The following is a 21,464-nucleotide window of genomic DNA, read 5'->3' on the forward strand; positions in this document are numbered from 1 at the left end:
GGTGGCGGAACTGCAAGCAGATGACGTCGGCTTAGAGCGAGCCAATCCAGGATTTCGGAACTGCAACCCGGCTGCATCGGCTTAGTGCGTGCAACGGTGCGATGGCGGAGCTGCGACCAAACGGCGTCGGCTTAGAGCGAGCCAATCCAGGATTTCGAAACTACAACCCGGCTGCACCGGCTTAGAGCGTGCGAGCGATGCGATGGCGGAACTGCAACCAGATGACGTCGGCTTAGAGCGAGCCAATCCAGGATTTCGGAACTGCAACCCGGCTGCATCGGCTTAGAGCGTGCAACGGTGCGGTGGCGGAACTGCAACCAGATAGCGTCGGCTTAGAGCGAGCCAATCCAGGATTTCGGAACTGCAACCCGGCTGCATCGGCTTAGAGCGTGCAACGGTGCAATGGCGGAGCTGCAACCAGACGGCGTCGGCTTAGAGCGTGCAACGGTGCGATGGCGGAGCTGCAACCAGACGACGTCGGCTTAGAGCGTGCGAAGGTGCGGTGGCGGAACTGCAACCAGACGGCATCGGCTTAGAGCGTGCAACGGTGCGATAGCGGAACTGCAACCAGATGACGTCGGCTTAGAGCGAGCCAATCCAGGATTTCGGAACTACAACCAGATAGCGTCGGCTTAGAGCGAGCCAATCCAGGATTTCGGAACTGCAACCAGACGGTGTCGGCTTAGAGCGTGCAACGGTGCGGTGGCGGAGCTGCGGTCAGACGAAGAAGGGGGCCATCCCCCCGGCCACGAAGCTCGCGGTCGTCGGAACAGCCCCTATCTTTATTTCGTCGCTTCCAGCAGACGCCAGACGACTTGCGCGCTCTCCGCACGCGTCGTGAGATGCTGCGGCTCAAACCGTCCCGAGCCTTTGCCTTGCACGAGACCGAGCACACGAGCGGCCGCGACCGCATCGCTCGCCCATCCGGAGATCGACCGTTCGTCCGCGAACCCGGTCGATCCGGTCGAAGCGTCCGGCGCCTTCTTACCGGACTTCGCCTCGTAAGCGCGAACGATCATTACCGCCATCTCCTCGCGCGTGACCGGGGCGTTCGGAACGAACCGGTCGCCGTCCCGTCCTTGCACGATACCGGCTTGGCTGGCCGCCGCAACCGCATCGGCGTAATCCTCGCCCGGATCGACGTCTTCGAACGCAGCGCCTCCCTCGGCTTTAAGACCGAGCGCATTCGCAAGCATGGCTGCGAATTCGGCTCTCGTCACCTTGTCGTTCGGAGAGAAGCGGTCGGCCTCGACGCCCTCCACAAGATGTTTGGCAGACAGCTTCCGGATCGCGTCCGCAGCCCAGAAGCCGGCCGGAACGTCGGCGTACGAGCGGTCGTACTCCAGCACGGCATATTTGCTGAAGTGACGAAGCGCAGCCGACAACTCGCCGTTAACCCACTGACCGCCCAAGTAGACGATCTTCCCGTCGTCCGCGATCAGGTACACTCCCGCCAAGTCGCGGTTCGCCCCGTCGTTTGCCTTTATCCTCAGCTGAACGGGAGGATCGAAGCTTTCCGGCTTCACTGTCTTGCCGTCCTTGGTGATAAGCGCCAGTTCCAGCTCCAGAATCGATCCCGCCAAACGCAGCCCGGCCTCGCTGGCTTCGTCGGCTTTCTTCGCCAGGGCGGATGCCTCCGACGCTTCCATCGGTCTAAGCGTAATCGACAGCTTCGACTCTTTGCGCTCCTCGTCGGATACGAGCGCCAACAGACTACGCAGCGCGTCTCCCGGAATGTCGAGGGAGCCGCTATTGCCGGTCACCGCAAGCGATTTGGTATCCGCCAGCGCCGCCGCGTCCGCAGGCAGAAGCACTCTCGATTCACCGGCCCCAAGCGATACGGCGATGCTGCCCGAAGCGTCGGCTTTCGGCTCCCGTACGAGCACGGCGCCTTCCTCGACGGTATCCGAGGTTCCTCCTCCACCGCTTTCTCCGCTGCCACCGCCTCCGCCGCTGCCGCCGTTCCCTCCTCCAGGTACGGTCGCGGATTCGGCAAACCTGACATTGTCCATATACATCGTGCCAGCGTAATCGCTTGCGCCATCCGCCACGACGATCGTAATGTCGCGAAGCACGGTATCCGCGGCGATCACTTTATTGTCCGCGATCTTCGTCAGATCGAAGCTGACCTGATAGCGGTAGAGTCCGTCGGACGTTCTGACCTGCGAGGACAAAGCGTTCAGCGCGATATCATAGTTCTCCGCCGCCTGAGCCCAGTAGCCTAGGCTAGCCGGCGGGGCGAAAGCCAGATTGATGGACAACGTGCCTTCGGACGCCCGAACCGGCTGCAAATAAAAATCGAACAGCAAGTACCGGTTCGCGTCCCGAGTGGCGTTGATCCCGCCCAGCACGATGCGCGGCGCGGACGCCCACCCGTCGGAGGGCTTCACTTCCGGATAAGCGACTTCCCAGCCGATCGCCTTCGATCCGTTCGCAGGCTGGATCGTCAGCGCGCTCTTCACTCCCGAGCCGCCGTCCCAGGCCCAGCCTTGACGGGTCGAATCCTCGAACGTGGACGGAAGCGTCGGCGTCCCCAACGGATCGTGCACGACCGGCTGCTCGACGATCTCCCGCACCCCGGACACGGTCACGTTGTCCAAGGCAACCCACTCCGCGTCTTCCGCGCCGATAATCAGAATGAGGTTGGTCATGACGCTGTCCGCGCCGTCTTCGCCGATAACCCCGAGGTTGGGCGCGTCGTCTTTTGTAATCGTAATCGTCGCTTTATAGGTTCCGTCGTCCTGCTCTTCGAAGTCGGCCGGATTCGCCGCAACCGCGCGAGTCGGATTCAGCCAACTGTGAGAAGCGCTCTGCGGAATCGCGGCAATCGCTACTGTCGTCGGAGCGGGGGCGAAGACGTCCAGCGTCAGCCGCTGCGCGCCCAGAATGTCCGGACGAGCGGCTGAACCGTTCGCGGACAACCGTACGTTGCCCCAGTAGTTGGTTTCCGAAACGTCGCTGCTCGCTTCCATACCGGACAGCTTTAAACGGCCGTTCTCGACGGCGACGTCAACGCTCTTCACAGGACTTTCCCCGTTCAAGTCAAAACCTTGCGCGGTTCCGTCGTCGAAGTCCCAGACGACCGTCGAGAATTCCTCGCGCGGAGTTCTGTCGATCGGCTCGTAAGGGATGCCCTTGATTCTCGCCCTGACGTATTCACCCGATACGCTCAGCTCCGGAATCGACCACAGCTTGTCGTCGCCGGGATTCAGATTCGTCGCCTCGCTCTTGCCGAGTTCGAACGGCGTGAACGCCGCGGAAGTCTCGTTCTTGTTCGTGAGCGACCAGTTCACCCAGCTGACATTGTGCTCGTTCAGGAAGTTCAGCCAGACGTCGGCCTCGGCCAGGTAGGGACCATTGTTGCCGCTCGCCTCGCTCGTCCCCCACTCCGTGGCGAAAATCGCGACGCCGTTCTCCAGCGCATAACGGGCGTTGCTCATGACGTTCTCCCTGCTGGCGCTGTCGTCGGCCGGCATGTGCGTGCCGGTATAGAAATGGACCGTATATACCGTATTAGGGTCCGTCTCCCCCGTATTCGGATCTTCGATCGGGTCGTCGGCCGCCAGGTCGGGACGCTGGCTCCAGTTCGGACTGCCCACGATAATCACGTTGTCGTTGCCGTTCGCCCGCAGCATGCCGACGATCGGCTCCGCGTAATCTTTGATTTTCCGCCAGCCCGCAGCGTCGTTCGTCACGCCAGGCGCATTGCCGCTCGGCTCGTTAGCCAATTCGTAAATGATGTGCTCGTTGTTCGGGTACAAACCGGATATTTCCGTAAAAAAGTCCATCGCCCCCGCATACACTTCGGCATTCGGGTCGCCGGGGTCGTGTACATGCCAGTCGACGATGACGTAGAGATCGTTGGCGATCGCATATTCGATGCCGTCGATGACTCTCTGCTTGATGACGGCGGGGTTAGACGCATAGCCGTTCTCGCCGACGTACATCGCAAGCCGGATGACGTTGGATTCCCAATCCCCCGCCAGCGCGGCGAACGCGTTGTCGTTAATAATCTCCGGGAACCACTGCAGCCCGTGAGTGCTCATTCCCCGAAGTTGAATCGGCTGCCCGTCCTCCCCGGCCAGCGTTTTCATCCCGTTCTCCTCGACGATTTGCAGCGCGCCCGCAGCGGACGGCTTCAGCACACTGTCGTTGCCGAGCAAATATACCGTTTCCGTTACGCTGGACGAAGCTCCTCCCTGAGCTTCGTCCTCTGTTCCCGCCACCGCGGAAACAGACCAAAAAGGATAAAGCGCCAACAGCAGTGATCCGATCATAGCCCATACAAGAAGTCGTTTCCGAATGCTCCTCTTCACGGTTGAATCCTCCTCCAAACGATAGAATGAGACCTGCGCGCAACGATCCGAACGCTTCTTTTCCTCCTTTTCCCGCTCAATAATCAACATCGTAGAAAACGTTTTCTAAAGTCTGCAAAAAAAGAACGTTCCCCTTCTTCGTCGCAGTGCGCCTCCATAGAATGCTTCTCTCTACGAGCTGGTTTCGCCGAATACAGAAAACGTTTTCTATACTATAATTCATAATTTCCGTTTTGACAATCGCTAGTTTTGACGAAACTCGTCGTCATAGCCGAAATCGCCGTAAGCCTGCTCGTTCGCGACATTCTGAATCTCCTCCGCCCCGATCGCGATGTATCCGTAGCCTTCCTCCGCGTTTTTCCGCAGCGCCTTCATCTTCATGAACTTGGGGCTCCCTTCTCCCGCGTCGTCGTCGTAGACGAGCAAAATCCCGTCCGTCTTGCGGAGCAGCAAGTCGTCCCGCGCTTGAAACTGCCAAGCCCCGGTGAACGGCTGCTTGCTGACCGAGCCGAAATAATCGACGCGCCGGACGATGCCGCGATAATATTCCTGCTTGTCCTCCTTCCACTTCTCCTCCTGTCCGGCGAAGGCGGTCAGAATCGAAATTTTCAGATGGGGGTATTGCTCCTTCAGCTCCAGCGCCGTCTCGCAGGCCCATAAGTCGACGCCGTACTGGCCGGGGGTAATGATCCATTCCAGCCCGTCCTCGAGCAGCGGGATTAATCTCGCCTCGATCGCGCGGCGAATATAGGGAATGCCTTTGTGCTTCTGGTCGAAAATGCCCAGCTCGTGGGCGCGGTATCCGGTAATCAGCAGATTTTTCATCCGTTCTCCTTCATGACGAAAGTCGTTGAGACCAGTGTAACAGATTTCCCCGAGAGCATCATCTGCAAGCCCCGCGCCAAGCCGTCCGCTCAACCGTTGCCGCAGCCCCAGTCCCTAAGCGCGTCGTCGCTTCGCGAAAAAAATATCAGATTTGTCCAGTTCGACGCCTGCTTTCTCTATTGAGAGTTTCGGCGCGCTGAGCAATAATGAGAGCGAGATAGGCTATTCCGTAGAGGAGGATTCCCTTGCGCAAAGTGGTCGTAGGAGTCATAGGAACGGGACAGATCAGCGGTATCTACCTGAAAAACTTAACGGAAACGTTCGACGACATCGTCGAAGTGAAAGCGGTTGCGGATCAAGTGCCCGAGCTTGCGGCGAAGCGTGCGGAGCAATTCGGCGTTCCGAACGCCTGGACCGTGGAGCGGCTGCTGGCCGATCCCGACATCGAGCTCGTGCTGAACCTGACCGCACCGGTCGCCCATGCGCCGATCAATCTGGCCGCCTTGCAGGCCGGCAAGCACGTCTATACGGAGAAGCCGTTCGCGCTGACCCGAGAAGATGCGAACGAAGTGCTGGAACTGGCCGAGAAGCAAGGCTTGCTCGTCGGCTGCGCGCCCGATACGTTCCTCGGCGGCGGACTGCAAACCTGCCGGAAGCTGATCGACGACGGCTGGATCGGCACGCCGTATTCCGCGAACGGCACAATCGTCATGGGCAACGCCTGGAACGGGCTGCATCCCAACTTCCGCAATTTCCTCAAGCTGGGCGGAGATCCGATCATGGATATGGCGCCCTATTATTTGACCGCAATGGTGTTCCTGCTCGGTCCGGTGCGCAGAGTGTCCGGAACGGCGCAGCAGCTGCACCGCGAGATGACGGTGCGGAACCCGAAGTCGGCGGCGTACGGAGAGACGGTGCCGATCGAAGCGCCGACGAACGTCTCCGCCGTGCTGGACTTCGCCGGCGGAGCGGTCGGCAGCCTGCAAGCCGCCAAAGAGAGCTTCGGCTATCTGCCGCGGCTGGAGATTTTCGGCACGGAGGGCAACCTGATTGCGAACGATCCGAACTTCTTCGGCGGACGCGTCGCCGTGCAATTCCCGAGCGGCGAGACGAAGGAATTCCCGATCGCCCACGGCTTCACGGAAGACACCCGCGGCATCGGACTGGCCGACATGGCGTATGCCATTCGCGGCGGCCGAAGCCACCGCGCGAGCGGCGCTTTGGCCCGCCATGTGCTCGACGTCTCGCTCGGCATTTTCGAATCGTCGCGGGAAGAGCGGCACATCGCCGTCGCTTCGACCGTCGAACGCCCCGAGCCGCTGCCGCTCGGACTGAAGTACAACCGTCTCGACGTCTAAAAGCCTGACCAACCGCAAGAGTCTGCCATTTTTCCATAGAGGAGCTGTTGTCCGTGAACAGATTTCCGATTGCCGTCCAACCCTACACCGTACGGGATGCGTTAAGCCGGGATTACGCCGGAACGTTGGAGAAGCTCTCCGCGATCGGCTTCGAAGGCATCGAGCTCGGCCCGCCGCCCGAGGGGATGACCGTCTCCGAGCAGAAGGAGCTTCTGGCCCGCTTGAACCTGCAAGTCGTCGGCGCCCACGCCTCGTTCGACAACCTTGACGTCGACTTCGGCAAGCTTATCGAGTATCTTCATGAAGTGGGAGGACGATACGTCGCCGTCTCGATGAAGTTCGAATCCAAGGAAGACGCGCTGCGCAAAGCCGAACGATTCAACCGGATCGGCAAGCTGTGCCGGGACGCGGGAACGACCTTCCTCTACCATAATCACGACTGGGAATTCGAACGTTACGACGGAGAGTATGTGCTCGATCTCATCCTGAGGGAAACCGATCCCGAACTCGTTAAGCTGGAGTTGGACACGTACTGGGTCGCCAAGGGCGGAGAAGATCCGGCCGCCTTCCTGCGCAAGCTGAAGGGGCGCTGCCCGCTGCTGCACATCAAGGACATGGAAGCCGGAGAGGAGCGCTTCTTCGCGGAGATCGGAGAAGGCGTTCTCGACTTCCGCGCCATCGCGGACGCGGCGGCCGAGGTCGGAACGGAATGGCTGATCGTCGAGCAGGACGCGTCCCGCCGCGATCCGCTGGACAGTCTGGCGATCAGTTACAGCAACCTGTCCAAGCTGGACTTGAACCGCAAGAACGCCGGGTAGACGCGGCCATAAGGCCGGAGGGGAGGTGTCCGCACATGACAGAGACAGCCGCAATCGAACCCCCGGCGCCCGACATAGGCAAGCCGACGGGCGGACTTCGCGCCGCGCTGAACCTTCCGTCCATTCGCGTGCTGGGCGACTTCGTGAAGAAGCAGGGAACGGGACTGGAAGAGCGGGAAATTCCCGATTACGAGGTGCTTTATTTTCCGGAGGGAACTTCGACGGTCTACCGGGTCGGGGATCGGGAATTTTCCCTGAACAAGCCCTGCTTCGTTCTGACTCGGCCCGGAGAAGTGCACAGCTATCGCTACGATCCGCACAAGCCGACGAGACATCTGTTCATCCATTTCTGGCTGAAGGCGCTCCCCGACGACCTGCTCACCGTGCTGCAGCCGGAAGCTCCGTCGGTCATTCCGTATCAGGGCGAACTGCTCTTCTCGCTGATGAAGCAGATTAACGTCATCGCCCATTCGAAGCCGGAGAAGCTGCAGGATCGGGGAAGTCTGCTCCTGCTCTCCCTGCTGTCGGAGATCGACGCCTTGGCCGCGGACGAACCGCCCGACACGAATCGGCTGCCTCCCCAGCTCTCGAAGGCGCTGAACGTGATCGACGGCCATCTGTCCTCCCCGCTGTCCGTGGAGCAATTGGCCAGACGCGTCGGCTGGACGCCGGAGCATCTGTCCCGGTCGTTCTCCCGCCATCTGGGCATGACGCCGAAGGAAACGATCGTGCGCAAGAAGATCGACCGCGCCTGCCAGCTGCTGCTCTACGGACAGAAGAGCGTTAAGGAGATCGCCTTCGAGGTCGGATTCGCGGACGAAAATTATTTCTGCCGGGTGTTCAAAGCGACGAAAGCGATCACCGCCACCGACTACCGGGCCAAGTACTACAAGCCTCAGTACGAGGACCTTGCGCCGGCGAGCGATGAGGAAGCCTCGTACCCGTCCAATCGCGTGTTTTTCGGAGATTTCTAAATCAGAAGGAGCGTGCAGCCGATGTTTCCTTTTCGCGCGGCGCTTAATGCGTCCACCCTGTTCCCGTATCAGCTCGGAATCCGGGAGCAAATCCGCGTCGCAGCCCAGACGGGCTATGACGGTATCGAAATCTGGATGAAGGACCTGCAGCAATACGTCGCAGGCGGAGGTTCGACGGCCGAGCTGCGCCGCGAAGCGGCCGACGCCGGCATCGAGATCGCCAACGCGATCTCGTTCATTCCGTGGGCCGACGAGGACGAAGGCGTTCGCCAACGCGCCGCCGCGCAGACCGACGAGGAGCTGTCGCTGCTGGCCGAGCTGGGCTGCCCGTCGTTCGCCGCGCCTCCGTTCGGCGACGTCGCCGGCGCTTCGCTGGACGATATCGCCGTCCGCTTCGCCGCCTTGGCCGAGCAGTGCCGGAACTGCGGCGTCGCCCCGGTGCTGGAATTCTGGGGCCGCGCCCCCAAGCTGTCCCGGCTGAGCGAAGCGGCCTACGTCGCGATGCAGAGCCGCGTTCCGGACGCGACGCTTCTGCTCGATCCGTTCCACATGTATACGGGCGGCAGCTCGCTCGCCGATCTCGACTTCCTGTCGGGAGAACGGATCGGCATCGTGCACGCGAACGATTATCCCGAACAGCCTCCGCGGGAGACGATCAGCGACGACGACCGTCTGTTTCCCGGCGACGGAATCGCTCCCTCCGGGGAATTCGCGCGGCGGCTTCATCAGCTCGGCTATCGGGGCTTCCTGTCGCTGGAGCTGTTCCTGAAGGATGTCGGCGGACGCTCGGCGCTCGAGCTGGCCAGCCACGGCCTGGACAAAATGAGAAGCGCCTACTCCGTCTAGGGCGTGGTATGCAAACCCGCCCTAGTACAGATCGAACATGCTGATCTCGTACCCCAGCACCTTCAAGTAGTTGAACATCTGCCCGCGATGGTGCTGGGCATGCGTGACAATCTCGATCAGCCACTTGGCCTGCGCCAATCCGTGCTCCAGATAGAACGGCTTCGTTTTTTTCCGCAGAAAATCCTCGTCCGACAGACTGTCCATATACCGCTTCAAATCCGCCGTCCCCGACCCCATCCAGGCCGCAAGCTTGTCCGAATCTTCGCCGTCCGCCTCGATGCGGCTTTCCAGCTGCCTGACTTCCTCCTGGGTACTCTCCTGCAAAATCAGCAAGTCCACGGAAGGCACTCCCGCCAGATGCTGCGCAAGCTCAAGCAAACTTCTCATATTGGCCGCCGGTCTGTACGACCAATGCTCGGCCTTGATTTTGGCGAACAGATTGGAAGACGTCCTGACGATCAACTCCAGTTCCTCGAACAGCAAATGCTTCATTTCTTTAAGCTCGTTCATCTTCGATCTCTCCGTTTCGTAAGTGGGCTGCGGGGGCCAAGTTGGTCCCGCTTCCTACTATAGCTTATAATAGTGACAATCCCTGTCATGATTACAGCCGCAGAAAATGGAGGACAACCGATGTCGAAATCGAAGCGTCTGATGGAACTGATGATGACCGTGAACCGGATGCGCAAATTTACGGTCAAGGAACTGGCCGCCGAGTTTAACGTGTCGTCCAGAACGATTCTGAGAGATTTGCAAGAGCTGAGCGAGCTCGGCGTCCCGCTCTACTCCGAAGTCGGCCCGCACGGCGGCTATCAGGTGCTGAAGGAGCGGATTCTCCCCCCGATCGCGTTCGGCGTGGACGAGGCGGTCGCCATGTTCTTCGCCAGCCATGCGCTGCGCCACTACCTGTCGCTTCCTTTCGAGGCCGAATCGTCTTCGGCGCTTCAGAAGTTCTACTACTACATGCCGGGAGACGTCAGGGACCGCATCGACGAGATGAAAAACCGGGTCGACTTCCACGCCCGCGACCGGCAGCAGAAGGTCGACTGTCTCGGCCTCCTGCTGGAGGCCGCTGTGCGGCAGCGGGTGGTGACGATCCGGTACGGGAGCCAGCAGGAGGATTCGGAGCGCAGCATCCAGCCGGTCGGCATCTATGCGAGCAACGGTTTCTGGTACTGCCCGGCTTACTGCTTCCTGCGCCGGGGATTCCGTCTGTTCCGCTGCGACCGGATCCAGTCGGCCGCCTTCGACGAGACCGGGATCGAACCGCTTGATCACCGCCATGTTCACCTCGGCAACTGGGAGGAATTCGGACGCGAGGGGCGGATCGATGTCCGCATCGTCGCCGAGTTGAGCCGCGAGGGCGTGCAGCGCTGCCAAGGGGAGCTGTCGCATGTTCCGTTCATCGCGGTGCGCGAGGATGGAAGCGGACGGCTGGATCAGCGCGTTCCGGAGAGCGAGCTTCCGTATTTCGCCAAGTTTTTTCTCGGCTTGGGCGGCGAAGCGACCGTGGAAGGGCCGGAGGAACTGGTCGCGCTTATCCGCAAGCTGCTGTCGGAGCTGTCGGCCAAATACGGCTTAATGTGACAGGCCCGGATCTCGGAGGTACAATGGAAGGGCAAGCATAATCCGCCTAACGGAGGGACACGCGATGAAATTTATCAGCAACAACGACATCACCGATCCGACGCTGAACCTGGCGCTGGAAGAATATATTTTGCGCTCGCTGCCGGATACGGACGACTACCTGCTTTTCTACATCAACGAGCCGTCGATCATTATCGGCAAAAACCAGAACACGGTGGAAGAGATCAACGCGGAGTACGTGGAGCAGAACGGTATTCACGTCGTGCGCAGGCTGTCCGGCGGGGGAGCCGTCTATCATGACCTGGGCAATCTGAACTTCAGCTTCATCATGAAGGACGACGGCCAGTCGTTTCATAATTTCAAGAAGTTTACCGAGCCGGTCGTGCGCGCCTTGCGCAAGCTGGGCGTCGAGGCGGAGCTGACGGGGAGAAACGATCTGCAGGTCGGGGAACGGAAGATTTCCGGCAACGCGCAGTTCTCGACGAAGGGGAAAATGTTCAGTCACGGCACGCTGCTGTTCGACTCGGAGATCGAGAACGTCGTGTCCGCGCTGAAGGCGAACGCCGAGAAATACGTCTCCAAGGCGACCAAGTCGATTCGCAGCCGGGTCGCCAACATATCGGAGTTTCTTCGGGAGCCGATGACGGTCGAGCAATTCCGCGAGAAGCTGCTCGTCTCCCTGTTCGAAGGGGAAGCGGACATTCCGCGCTGCGAGCTGAGCGAGCAGGATTGGGCCAACGTGCGCAAGCTGGCGGACGAGCGCTACCGGAGCTGGGAGTGGAATTACGGCCGCTCGCCGGCGTTTAACGTGCGTCAGACGAAACGAATCGAGGGCGCAGGCACGTTCGACGTGCGGCTGCAGGTCGAGAACGGCGTCATCACCGGAGCCGCGCTCTACGGCGACTTCTTCGGCCGCGGCGACAGCGCCGAGCTGGCCGCCAAGTTCGTCGGCGTCCGCTACGAGGCGGAAGCCGTCGGCGCCCTGCTGGACGGTATCGACCTTCCCTTCTACGTAGGTCCGGTCACGAAGGAGCAATGGCTCGAGCTGATGCTGTAACGCTGCTGCAGCAAGGGGCCGCATCCCAAGTCGGGCGACTCGGGATACGGCCCCTTTGCAATGCGGACAGACGATCCGCTATTCGGTATATACTTTCATATCCGAGAGCTTAAACGCGATTTTGCCGCTGGTGTTCTTCGTGTCGTAATCTTTGTCGAACCGGATAATGAACAAGTGCGAATCCGCCGGATCGGCTTCGAACGCAATCGTCTTCGTCGACTTGGCTTTCACCTTCACTTCGTCTTCTCCGGAGCCGCTCGCGACGACGATCAGATCGGCCGTTCCCGTGTTCTCGAACTTGAACGTCACGGTAGTCGCGCCGGTATCCGAAAGCACGATCTGCGAGAAATGGCTGCCGCTGTTCGTGAAGACGCCGTTGGCGAATTTCAGATCTTCATATTCGAGCAGCGCATCGCCGATCAGCTCTTTGGCCGTATAATACAAGCCGCTCTCTTCTTCCTCGGCTTCGGCCTCGCCGGCAAGCAGCTCGAAATAGTCCTCGCCGTATTTATCCGTCAGCAGCTTTTCCACCTTGGCCCACGTTTTGTCCGGAACGGTATCCAGATCTTTGATCTGAACGTTCTTCGGGGATTTCTCGGTGACGAATTTCGGATTGCCCTTGTCGTTAAGCAAATAGACGGTGACGCTGTAGTTCGACAGAGTGAAAATCTCGGGCGAGGCCGAGAGCAAATAACCGCTCAGCTTGAAGGCTTGTCCGAGCTTCTTGTCCGGGGAGCCGGATTTGACGATTTTCAGGTCTACATGCTTGATAAATCCGTCGTATTCGTCGATAAAAGACTTGATATTATTCATCGAGTCGAACGCGGAGCTGTCGAGTTTAATCGAGGGGTGCAGAATGCTTTTCAACAGCTTCTGGTTCCCGGTTTCGACTGCGGTCAAATACTTGGAAATGACGGCGGATTGGGTTTTCGAAGGCGCCGTGGACGGTGCTGCGAGCGCCGCGGTGCCGCTGACGGTCAACAGCAGCAGGACAAGCATGGCGGATACGATTTTCTTCATGAATGACGACATCTCCCCTGGATAGGCATATTCCTCTGTGGAGGAAAACAATGGAAGTAATTATATAAAATTTATCGCCAGTTTTCCAGCCAAAATTATGCAATTTCGACAGGGTTCGACGTCCGCAATAAAGCGCCTTGCCGGCACGGCTTTCACACCTTTGTTCAGACAGGAGAGATCCCCTTTGTCCAACGTCAAATCGCGATTTCAATTCAAGCTCGCCTCCGCCCTCATCTTGTTCGCCATGCTGATCTCGACGCTGGTGGCGACTTCGGACCATCTTAGAATGAAAAATCAGGCCATCGCGAATACGGAGAAGCAGATCGAGCTCTATGAAAAATCGGTCAGAAACGCGCTCGATACGCTGGACAAAGCCTACTACCTGTTCGGGGAAAACTTGGCGAAAAGAATGAAAGAAATCTCCTACGAGCTGATCGTGAAGTACGAAGCCGATCCGCGTCTGGACGAGTGGGATTTTCAGCGCTTAAAGGAAGCTTACCGATTCGACGTGTACATGATCAACGAGGAAAATAAAATCGTCTACAGCAGCTATTTGCCCGACATCGGACTGGATTTCAACGACTGCTGCGGCAAACTCGCCAAGGTGCTGGACGAGCGGCGGGCCGGCGGCGGCTTTTACCACGACGGCATCGACACCGAGCAGTATTCCGGAAAATTGAAGAAATACAGCTACCTCGCGACCGGGGACAAGAAATATATCGTGCAGCTCGGCTATTCTCTGGAGAACAGCCCGATTTTCAAAGAATTCGATTTCTCCCGCACGGTCGACGGGCTTATTCAAGGCAATCCGTCCATTAACGAAATTCAAGTGCTGAATCTTGCCAGCCGGCGTCTGGGCAGCTCGGAACGAGGCGAGATCCTTCAGGGGGACAGAAAGCAGGCTTTCGATGCCGCATTTGCCACGGGAACGACAACCGAATACAAGGGGACGTGGAACGGCGAGCCGGCGGTCTACCGGTACGTTCGGCACGAATCGCAATACGACGAAGGCGTGACCAAGGTCAAGGTGCTGGAAATCGTCTACAACGAAAAAGAACTGGACCGGGTGCTCGACGTCAATACGAGAACGTTTCTCTCCCAACTGCTCGGCATTCTCGTCGTAGCCGCGGGTTTATCGCTGCTGATCGCCGGTTGGGTAGCCAAACCTATGTATTTGGCGTTCCACGACAGTCTGACCGGCTTGAAGAACCGGGCTTCCTTCGAAGACGACATCCGCGCCGCGCTGGCAAAACCGGCAGGTACGCTGGGACTGCTCATGATCGATCTCGACAATTTCAAAGTCGTTAACGACAGGCTCGGCCACGAAGCCGGCGATCGGCTGCTCCGCGGCGTCGCCCGGGAAATCCGCGCGGCTGTCGGCAGCGAAGCTTACGCCTATCGGCTGGGCGGCGACGAATTCGTCGCGTTGCTGCCGTCGGCTACGCTCCGGGAGGCGGAGGCCACCGCCTCCCGCGTGCTGAGTTCGGTGCGCCGGACGATCTCCGCGGAAGTCGAGTCGTTCGGACAGGCCATCACGGTAAGCATCGGCATCGCCCTCTCCCCCGAGCACGGCGCCGATCCCCGCACGCTGTGCCGCAACGCCGACACCGCCCTCTACAAGTCGAAAGAGCTGGGCAAAAACACCTATTGCGTCTACCAGCCTGACGGCGGTCGGTAGGCGGACCGAGCGCCGGTAAGCTCGCCGGGCGCGCTTATTTCGTCCGGGCCCGCCCCTCGGACCGCCATTAGCGCCGCCTGGCGCGCTTATCCGCCCGGCCCCGCCCCTTGGCCCGCCATTAGCGCCGCCTGACGCCGCAAAAAGGCCGCCAATCGATTCGCCCAAAACCTCGAATCGACTGGCGGCCCTTCCTTTTACACCATCACCTTACAAATATCGTTCGTGAACTCGACCGGATCGCCGATCGGCAAGCCTTCGATAAGCAGCGCCTGATTGTACAGCAGGCTCGTGTACAGGTTCAGCTTCTCCTTATCCTTGCCGTGCGCGTCCTTGAGCGACTGGAATACCGCGTGGTTGACGTTGATCTCCAGCACCTTCTCGGCTTTCACGCCCGGGCTGCTTGGCATGGAGTTCAGCACCTTCTCCATCTCGATCGTCAGCTCGCCTTCGGTGCTCAGGCAGACGGGATGGCTTCTCAGACGTTTGGAAGCCCGGACGCTCTTCACCTTGTCGCCCAGGAATTCCTTCATCGCCTCGAACAGCTCCTTGCTCTCTTCGGTCTCGTTCTCCTTGTCCTTCTCGTCCGCCTCGATGCCCAGATCGCTGCTGGAGACCGACTTGAATTCCTTCTCTTTGTACTTGGCGATCACCTTGACCGCGAATTCGTCGATATCGTCGGTCAGGTACAGAATCTCGTAACCTTTGTCGGAGACAAGCTCCGTCTGCGGCAGCTTCTCGATCCGCTCCTTCGATTCGCCGGTCGCATAGTAGATGAACTTCTGCTCCTCCGGCATGCGAGATACGTATTCGTCCAGCGTCACCAGCTTCTGCTCCTTGGAGGAGTAGAACAGCAGCAGGTCCTGCAGCACGTCCTTGTTCACGCCGTAATCGTTGTAAGCGCCGAACTTGAGCTGACGGCCGAAGCCTTCATAGAACTTCTCGTACTTCTCGCGCTCATCCTTGAGCAAGCTTTGCAATTGGCTCTTGATCTTGCTCTGGATGTTCTTCGCGATCTGCTTCAGCTGACGGTCGTGCTGCAGCATCTCTCGGGAAATGTTCAGCGACAGATCCTCGGAATCGACCATCCCTTTGACGAAGCTGAAGTAATCCGGCAGCAGGTCGGCGCACTTCTCCATGATCAGGACGCCGTTGGAGTACAGCTCCAAGCCTTTTTCGAATTCCTTCGTGTAATAATCGAACGGCGTGTTTTCCGGAATGTACAGGATCGCCTGATAACGAACCGCACCGTCGACGCTCAGGTGAATATGCTTGAGCGGCTTATCCCAGCCGTAGTGCTTCTCGTTGTAGAAGTTCTCGTAGTCGGCGTCGGTCAGCTCGCTTTTGTTTTTGCGCCAGATCGGCACCATGCTGTTGACGACCTGCTCCTCGGTATACTCCTCGAACTCCTTGTCGTCGCCTTCCTTCGGGCGGCTGCCCGTAATGTCCATCTTGATCGGATAGCGGATGAAGTCCGAGTATTTCTTGACGATCGCCTTGAGCCGGTACTGCTCCAGAAACTCGTCGTACTGGTCCTCCTCGGTATTCTCCTTGATTTTCAGCACGATTTCCGTGCCGACCGTTTCCTTCTCCGCCGACTCGATCGTATAGCCGTCCGCTCCGGTGGACTCCCAGCGGTACGCTTCGTCGCTGCCCAGCGCCTTGCTCGTGACAGTCACTTTGTCCGCAACCATGAACGCCGAATAGAATCCGACGCCGAATTGGCCGATGATGTTGTGGCCGTCCTGCGCCTCGTTCTCCTTCTTGAACGCGAGCGATCCGCTCTTGGCGATGATGCCGAGGTTGTTTTCCAGCTCTTCCTTCGTCATGCCGATGCCGGTATCGGTCACCGTCAACGTGCGGGACGCTTTGTCGGCGGTAATCTTAATGTAGTAATCCTCTTTATTAAACGTGAGGTTTTCGTCGGTCAGCGCTTTGTAGTAGATTTTGTCCACGGCGTCGCTGGCGTTGGAGATGAGTTCCCTCAGGAAAATCTCCCGCTGCGTGTAGATGGAGTTGATCATCATTTCGAGCAGACGTTTGGATTCCGCTTTGAATTGTTTCTTGGCCATGATTAGTTCTCCTTTCGGGGTATGTAAATGAGACTTTCATAGGCACAATCGTTTTAGGTTTAGCACTCGCTTGAACCGAGTGCCAACACAGCTATATTTTCACATTAACCCGAATTCATGTCAAGATGGCTTGCGGCTAGAACGGGAAATCGCAGACTGACCGACAGGAATTGACAGTTCCTATCCATTCCAGCATAATAAAAGCAATAAATGTCGAGGAAGCACCTCACAAAGATAAACACAGGACGTGTTTCTTTGCTGGGGTGCTCTTTATTTTCAAACAAAAAACTGTCGCAGCCATAGAAAAAAAAGCCCAAAGCGCCGGAAATCATCCGATTGACGCCTTGAGCGAAACGATAAGGAGCAGATAAGGTGAAAAAGAAAACGTACGAAGAAGTCATCAAAGAGTCGCCCGTTACTTACGAGTTATACGCCAATATGATCGACGACGGCAATCGCTACGAGATTTCTGACGGCGTATTGGAGCTGATGAGCCCTTCGCCGACATTTACGCATCAATCCATCATCTATGAATTTCAGTACAAGCTCAACTCCGATTGCCGGAATGAATTCATTATCGTATCTTCGCCCATCGACGTCATCTTGTCCGACACAGAGGTGCGGCAGCCGGATATCGTTCTGATCCGGCGCAGCAGGATGTCGATCATCAGCAACAGAGGCATTAACGGCGCTCCGGATCTCGTCGTGGAGGTTACGTCCGAGCATTCACGCAGACGGGACAAGGTGCGCAAGCGCATCGTGTACGCCAAATATGGCGTGCCGGAATACTGGATCGTGGACCTCTCCAATCTCACCTTGGAGCAATACGTATTGGATGGGGACCACTATGAGCTGATCGAGGTGTATGCGGAAGACGATCCGATCAGCTCGCAGACCGTACCGTGCGCTTCATTCAGTATGAACGAGATCATACAAAGCCTGCCCGTGCATCCCGATCAATTGGAGTAAACATTCTCCGTTCACTCAGCCGGCCGCAGCGCCCTGGTCGTTCCGCGAGCTACCAGCTTCGGCACGATCTCGTCCTTGACGAGTTCTCCCGGACTTCTCGGCAGCTCGTGCAGCAAAATCTCGATCGCCCGGCGGCCGATCTGAGCCGTATTCTGATTGATCGTCGTCAGATGCGGATACGTGTACGCGCTAATCCTCAGATCGTCGTATCCGATCAGGCTGACGTCTCCCGGAACATCGAGTCCCATGTCCTGAGCCGCTTTCAGCGCGCCGAGCGCCTTCAGGTCGCTCGTGACGAAGATCGCCGTCGGAGGCTCCCCGCCGCTGCGTCCGAGCAGCTCCTTGAAGCCCTCGTACCCCATCTCCGCGTTCTCGGACGGACCGTCCATGACGCATACCAGCTCCGGATCGAACGGAATTTGGTGCTGCTGAAGCGCCAAGCGGTAGCCTTGCAAGCGGAGCGAGAACTCCTGGTTCAGATCGACGACGGACTTCCCGGTCAGAATGATGCCCGTCCTCCTATGTCCAAGCGACAGCAGATGCTGCGTAGCCAGGTAGCCGCCGGTCAAATTGTCCGCGACGACGTAAGGAACGGACAGATGCGGGTAATAAAATTGCACGGTCACGAGCCGTTTGCCTTCATCCCTCCACGCTTCGAGCGACTTCTGGTCGAAGCTGTACGGAGGAGTCACCAACACGTAGGCCGCGCCCGGCTTCTCGGGCAGCCGATACCGTTCATCGACCGCCCACAGGTAGAACTCGACTCCGTTCTCTTCGCAGACCTCCCTCATCGCTTCCAGCATGTCTCCCCAGTAACGATGATTAAGCGAATCTACGGACAAGTTGTGATAGACGAAGAAAATATGCCGAACGGGAAGCGGACTCTCCTCCTCTTCTTCGCCCTCCGAGCCGCGGACGAACGTCCCCTTGCCGCGCACTCTGTAGACGTACCCTTCGTTCACCAGCTCGGTCAGCGCCCTGCGGGACGTAATCTCGCTGGCGTTGTACAGCTTGGCCAATTCCTGTTGATTCGGCAGCGGCCATCCTTTCGGATACTGTCCGCTGCGGATTTTCGTCTTCAGGTCGTCGATCATGACCTGATACATCGGCGCGCTTCTGTCCGATATGCGGATCACCTTGAATCCCCTCCGCTCTACAGCTTTAACGCGCCCTGCGTCATGCCTTGAATATAGTACTTCATCCCGAAGGAGAAAATAGCGAGCAGCGGCAGCGACGCGATCGTATACGCCGCGAAACGCGTTCCGAGATCGGTAATGCCGAACTGCTTGGTGAAAATCGTCAGCCCGACAGCAATCACTTGAAGATTGCTGTCCCGGATCGTGAGCAGCGGCCAGATGTAATCGTTGTATACGCCGACGGACTGCATGATGAACAGCGTCGCCAGAATCGGCACCGACAGCGGAATAACGACCTGCAGGAATACGCGCCGTTCCGTCGCTCCGTCGATGCGCGCCGCTTCGAACAGTTCGCTCGGCAGCCCGGCCATGAACGTCCGGCACAGAAACGTTCCGAAAATCTGGCCTCCGGCCGCGCAGGCGATAATGATCGCCCACGGCGTATTCGTCAGCCCCATATTTTCATAGAGCACATAGGAAGGAATAAGCGTCAGAATGCCGGGAACCATCATCATGGCCAGCATCAGCATGAACAGGAAATCTTTGCCCGGAAACGTCTTCTTCGCGAACAGATAACCCGACACGGACGACAGCGCCATCACAAGCACACTTCCGACGACGGCATAGACGATCGTGTTGACGATGTAGCGCCAAATGCTATGGAAGGCTTCGCCGTAGTTGCCCCATCTGGCAGGCGCGGGCAATCCCCAGAAGTTGCCCAAAATTTGCGCGTTGCTCTTCAGAGAGCTGACGAGCATGAACAAGATCGGCACAAGCGTCAGAAAGACGAGCACGGCCAGCAGCGCGATGATGACGAGCTGGCGGACGTGAATGAGTTTAAGCGTTCGCATAGTCTCGTCCTCCTTAATGATCTTCCGTTTTGATAAACTTCAGGTTGATGACCGTAATGACCAGAATGATCGCGAACATGCTGACCCCGAGCGCCGACGCGTAGCCCAGCTCGTTGAACTTGGTCGCCGCGTAGTACATCTGCAAGGCCGGAACGTACGTCGAATCCATCGGTCCGCCCCCGGTAACGATCAGAATGCCGTTGAAATCCTGAATGATCCCGATCAGCCCGAGAATGATAAGGAACTTGAATTGACCGGCGAGCAGCGGCAGGTGAATCGACCGAATTATGCGAGGCAGCGTGGCCCCGTCGATCTTCGCGGATTCGATCATCTCCTCCGAGATGGAGAGAAGTCCCGCATAGAACACGAGCAATTGCAGAATGCCGACGAACGGGAAGCCGATGAAGATCAGCGCCCACAGCGCCGTATCCGGATCGCCAAGCCAGCCGTGCGCCCACGAGCCGAGTCCGATCAGCTTCAGGAAATTGTTGAACAGCCCCAGGTTGGGGTCGTAAAAATTTTGCCATATGAGCAACCCCGCGACGCCCGGAATGACCATCGAAGCCGTGAACGCGGTGCGGAAGCCGTATTGCAGCCTCTTGCTGCGCAGGTGGTAGATCAGCTCCGCGACGATCAGCGGGGGAATGAGCGTTTTGATAAGTCCCGTCACGACCAGAATGACCAGATTGCCGAGGCCTTTGGTGACGAACGGGTCGTTCAGCATGCGCTTGAAATTGTCCAGCCCGATGAAGGTCGTCCTGCCGCCCGGCTGCCATTCGTACAGCGAGTGGAACAGACCGGAGAAAGCCGGAAAATACAAAAACGTGAATATGAGAATAAAGCTTGGAGCCAGTCCGACGTAGATCCATTTCGAGCGCCATATTTCCCGGAAAATGCCCAGCTTGTTGCGCCTTTTCATCCATCCGAGCAGGAAGGCGATCAACGCCAATGCCGCGAGCACGGCTGCTCCCCATAAGATGGTCCTCATTTTGGCTTCGCTCTTCGACTTGGCGACGACGCTTCCGACGTCAAACGAGAGGATGCGGCCATCGTTCGTGCCCCCGTACAGCGTCTTGCCTTCCGGATCGAACGCGACGGCGCGGCCGTTGCCGCCGGCTTTGGATTCCCACAGCTTCTTCCCGTCCGCGTCGAAAATATAGAAATAACCTGACAAATCCGAGACCCCGATCGTTCTTCCGTCCGCGGAGAAAGCGACGTCCGTCACGTGATCCCGCGTCTTGGCGATATGAACCGGCTGGCCTTGGGGATTAAACAGCTCCACTTCGTTCAGCTTCGTTCCGATCGCCGTATAGCCTTCGGCGGACACGTCGATCGCCTGAATCTGTCCCTTGGCCCCGATCTTGCCGACTATGCCGTCCCGGTTCAACAAATGCGCGTATTGGTCGGAGGAGCCTACGGCGGCCCACTGCCCGTTCTCCGACACTTTGACCGTTCGCATCGTCGCGCTGATCGGCACGGAACCGACCTGCTCGCCGGTCCTGCCGTCGATGAAGAGAAGCTCGTCGTTGCGCTGCACGACCGCGGCGATCCAGGTCCCGTCGTCCGATGCGGACATGCTTTTGACTTGACGCTTCAAATCCGTTGCCCACAGCGGGTTTCCGTCGCGATCGTAAGCGTACAGCCGCCGGTCGTCCGAGGCCAGCAGCAGGCTGCCGTCCGTCAGCAGCTCGACCGCGTTCACGACGTTGCCGGCCGGCGCTTCGAACGCCAAACCTCCGTCCGCCTCGTAGACGAGCGCTTTGGCGTCCCGGCTGCCGATAGCAATACGGCTCCCGTCCGGAGCCGCGGAGATGGACGTCATATCTGCGCCGCTCTCGATGGACCAGCCCTCCTGCGCCGACGCGACGCCCGGGAAGATTCCCGGCAGGAACAACAATGCCATCGCAAGCCATGCGATTTTTCTCATGCTGCCTTTCCTCCCCTTCCGCGCATGATCCTCTTT

General features: G+C 58.5%; 16 protein-coding genes. 8 read left to right on the forward strand and 8 right to left on the reverse strand.

Annotated features, from left to right (window positions below):
* Nucleotides 1-782 precede the first annotated feature (782 nt).
* A complete protein-coding gene (locus tag B0G52_RS21200) occupies nt 783-4,316 on the reverse strand; it encodes a carbohydrate-binding domain-containing protein (RefSeq protein WP_143762605.1) in 3,534 nt (1,177 codons plus the stop codon).
* Between the two features lie 243 nt (nt 4,317-4,559).
* Nucleotides 4,560-5,141, reverse strand: a complete 582-nt coding sequence (locus B0G52_RS21205) for an SLOG family protein (protein WP_094047383.1) — start codon at nt 5,139-5,141, stop codon at nt 4,560-4,562.
* Between the two features lie 254 nt (nt 5,142-5,395).
* Here B0G52_RS21205 and B0G52_RS21210 point away from each other — a divergent pair, with 254 nt between their 5' ends.
* Genes B0G52_RS21210 through B0G52_RS21225 form a run of 4 tightly spaced genes read left to right on the forward strand, consistent with a single transcriptional unit; the run spans nt 5,396 to nt 9,137 of the window.
* A complete protein-coding gene (locus B0G52_RS21210; RefSeq protein WP_233162904.1) occupies nt 5,396-6,499 on the forward strand; it encodes a Gfo/Idh/MocA family protein in 1,104 nt (367 codons plus the stop codon).
* 53 nt (nt 6,500-6,552) lie between these two features.
* On the forward strand, nt 6,553-7,317 hold the full coding sequence (locus B0G52_RS21215) for a sugar phosphate isomerase/epimerase family protein (RefSeq protein ID WP_158223808.1): 765 nt from the start codon (nt 6,553-6,555) through the stop codon (nt 7,315-7,317).
* 35 nt (nt 7,318-7,352) lie between these two features.
* Complete coding sequence (locus tag B0G52_RS21220; RefSeq protein ID WP_094047386.1) at nt 7,353-8,291, forward strand: AraC family transcriptional regulator; 939 nt, start codon at nt 7,353-7,355, stop codon at nt 8,289-8,291.
* 21 nt (nt 8,292-8,312) lie between these two features.
* Nucleotides 8,313-9,137: a sugar phosphate isomerase/epimerase family protein gene (locus B0G52_RS21225; protein WP_094047387.1), complete on the forward strand. Its 825-nt coding sequence runs from the start codon at nt 8,313-8,315 to the stop codon at nt 9,135-9,137.
* A gap of 21 nt (nt 9,138-9,158) precedes the next feature.
* Here the strand turns inward: B0G52_RS21225 and B0G52_RS21230 are convergent, their stop codons facing one another.
* Nucleotides 9,159-9,647, reverse strand: coding sequence for a DinB family protein (locus tag B0G52_RS21230; RefSeq protein WP_094047388.1), 489 nt, complete (start codon nt 9,645-9,647; stop codon nt 9,159-9,161).
* Between the two features lie 120 nt (nt 9,648-9,767).
* Between B0G52_RS21230 and B0G52_RS21235 the strand changes: the two genes are divergently transcribed.
* Nucleotides 9,768-10,721, forward strand: coding sequence for a helix-turn-helix transcriptional regulator (locus tag B0G52_RS21235; RefSeq protein WP_094047389.1), 954 nt, complete (start codon nt 9,768-9,770; stop codon nt 10,719-10,721).
* Nucleotides 10,722-10,785: 64 nt separating this feature from the next.
* On the forward strand, nt 10,786-11,778 hold the full coding sequence (lplA, locus tag B0G52_RS21240) for a lipoate--protein ligase (protein ID WP_094047390.1): 993 nt from the start codon (nt 10,786-10,788) through the stop codon (nt 11,776-11,778).
* 78 nt (nt 11,779-11,856) lie between these two features.
* Here lplA and B0G52_RS21245 read toward each other — a convergent pair whose 3' ends face one another.
* The gene (locus B0G52_RS21245; protein WP_094047391.1) at nt 11,857-12,798 is read right to left on the reverse strand and encodes a hypothetical protein; all 942 of its coding nucleotides are present in this window, start codon (nt 12,796-12,798) and stop codon (nt 11,857-11,859) included.
* Between the two features lie 184 nt (nt 12,799-12,982).
* Between B0G52_RS21245 and B0G52_RS21250 the strand changes: the two genes are divergently transcribed.
* A complete protein-coding gene (locus B0G52_RS21250) occupies nt 12,983-14,476 on the forward strand; it encodes a GGDEF domain-containing protein (RefSeq protein ID WP_158223809.1) in 1,494 nt (497 codons plus the stop codon).
* 194 nt (nt 14,477-14,670) lie between these two features.
* On the opposite strand, the gene htpG is transcribed toward B0G52_RS21250, so the two are convergent.
* Nucleotides 14,671-16,545: a molecular chaperone HtpG gene (gene htpG, locus B0G52_RS21255; protein WP_094047393.1), complete on the reverse strand. Its 1,875-nt coding sequence runs from the start codon at nt 16,543-16,545 to the stop codon at nt 14,671-14,673.
* Between the two features lie 372 nt (nt 16,546-16,917).
* Between htpG and B0G52_RS21260 the strand changes: the two genes are divergently transcribed.
* A complete protein-coding gene (locus B0G52_RS21260; protein ID WP_233162894.1) occupies nt 16,918-17,514 on the forward strand; it encodes a Uma2 family endonuclease in 597 nt (198 codons plus the stop codon).
* 11 nt (nt 17,515-17,525) lie between these two features.
* On the opposite strand, the gene B0G52_RS21265 is transcribed toward B0G52_RS21260, so the two are convergent.
* The 3 genes from B0G52_RS21265 to B0G52_RS21275 are packed head-to-tail and all read right to left on the reverse strand — an operon-like array spanning nt 17,526 to nt 21,428.
* A complete protein-coding gene (locus tag B0G52_RS21265) occupies nt 17,526-18,650 on the reverse strand; it encodes a GntR family transcriptional regulator (protein WP_233162896.1) in 1,125 nt (374 codons plus the stop codon).
* Between the two features lie 17 nt (nt 18,651-18,667).
* A complete protein-coding gene (locus B0G52_RS21270; protein WP_094047394.1) occupies nt 18,668-19,501 on the reverse strand; it encodes a carbohydrate ABC transporter permease in 834 nt (277 codons plus the stop codon).
* Nucleotides 19,502-19,514: 13 nt separating this feature from the next.
* Entirely contained in the window at nt 19,515-21,428 is a 1,914-nt protein-coding gene (locus B0G52_RS21275) for a DUF5711 family protein (RefSeq protein ID WP_094047395.1), read from the reverse strand.
* Nucleotides 21,429-21,464 lie beyond the last annotated feature (36 nt).

The sequence above is a fragment of the Cohnella sp. SGD-V74 genome, from assembly GCF_003001675.1.
In the GTDB taxonomy this organism is placed as follows: domain Bacteria; phylum Bacillota; class Bacilli; order Paenibacillales; family Paenibacillaceae; genus Cohnella.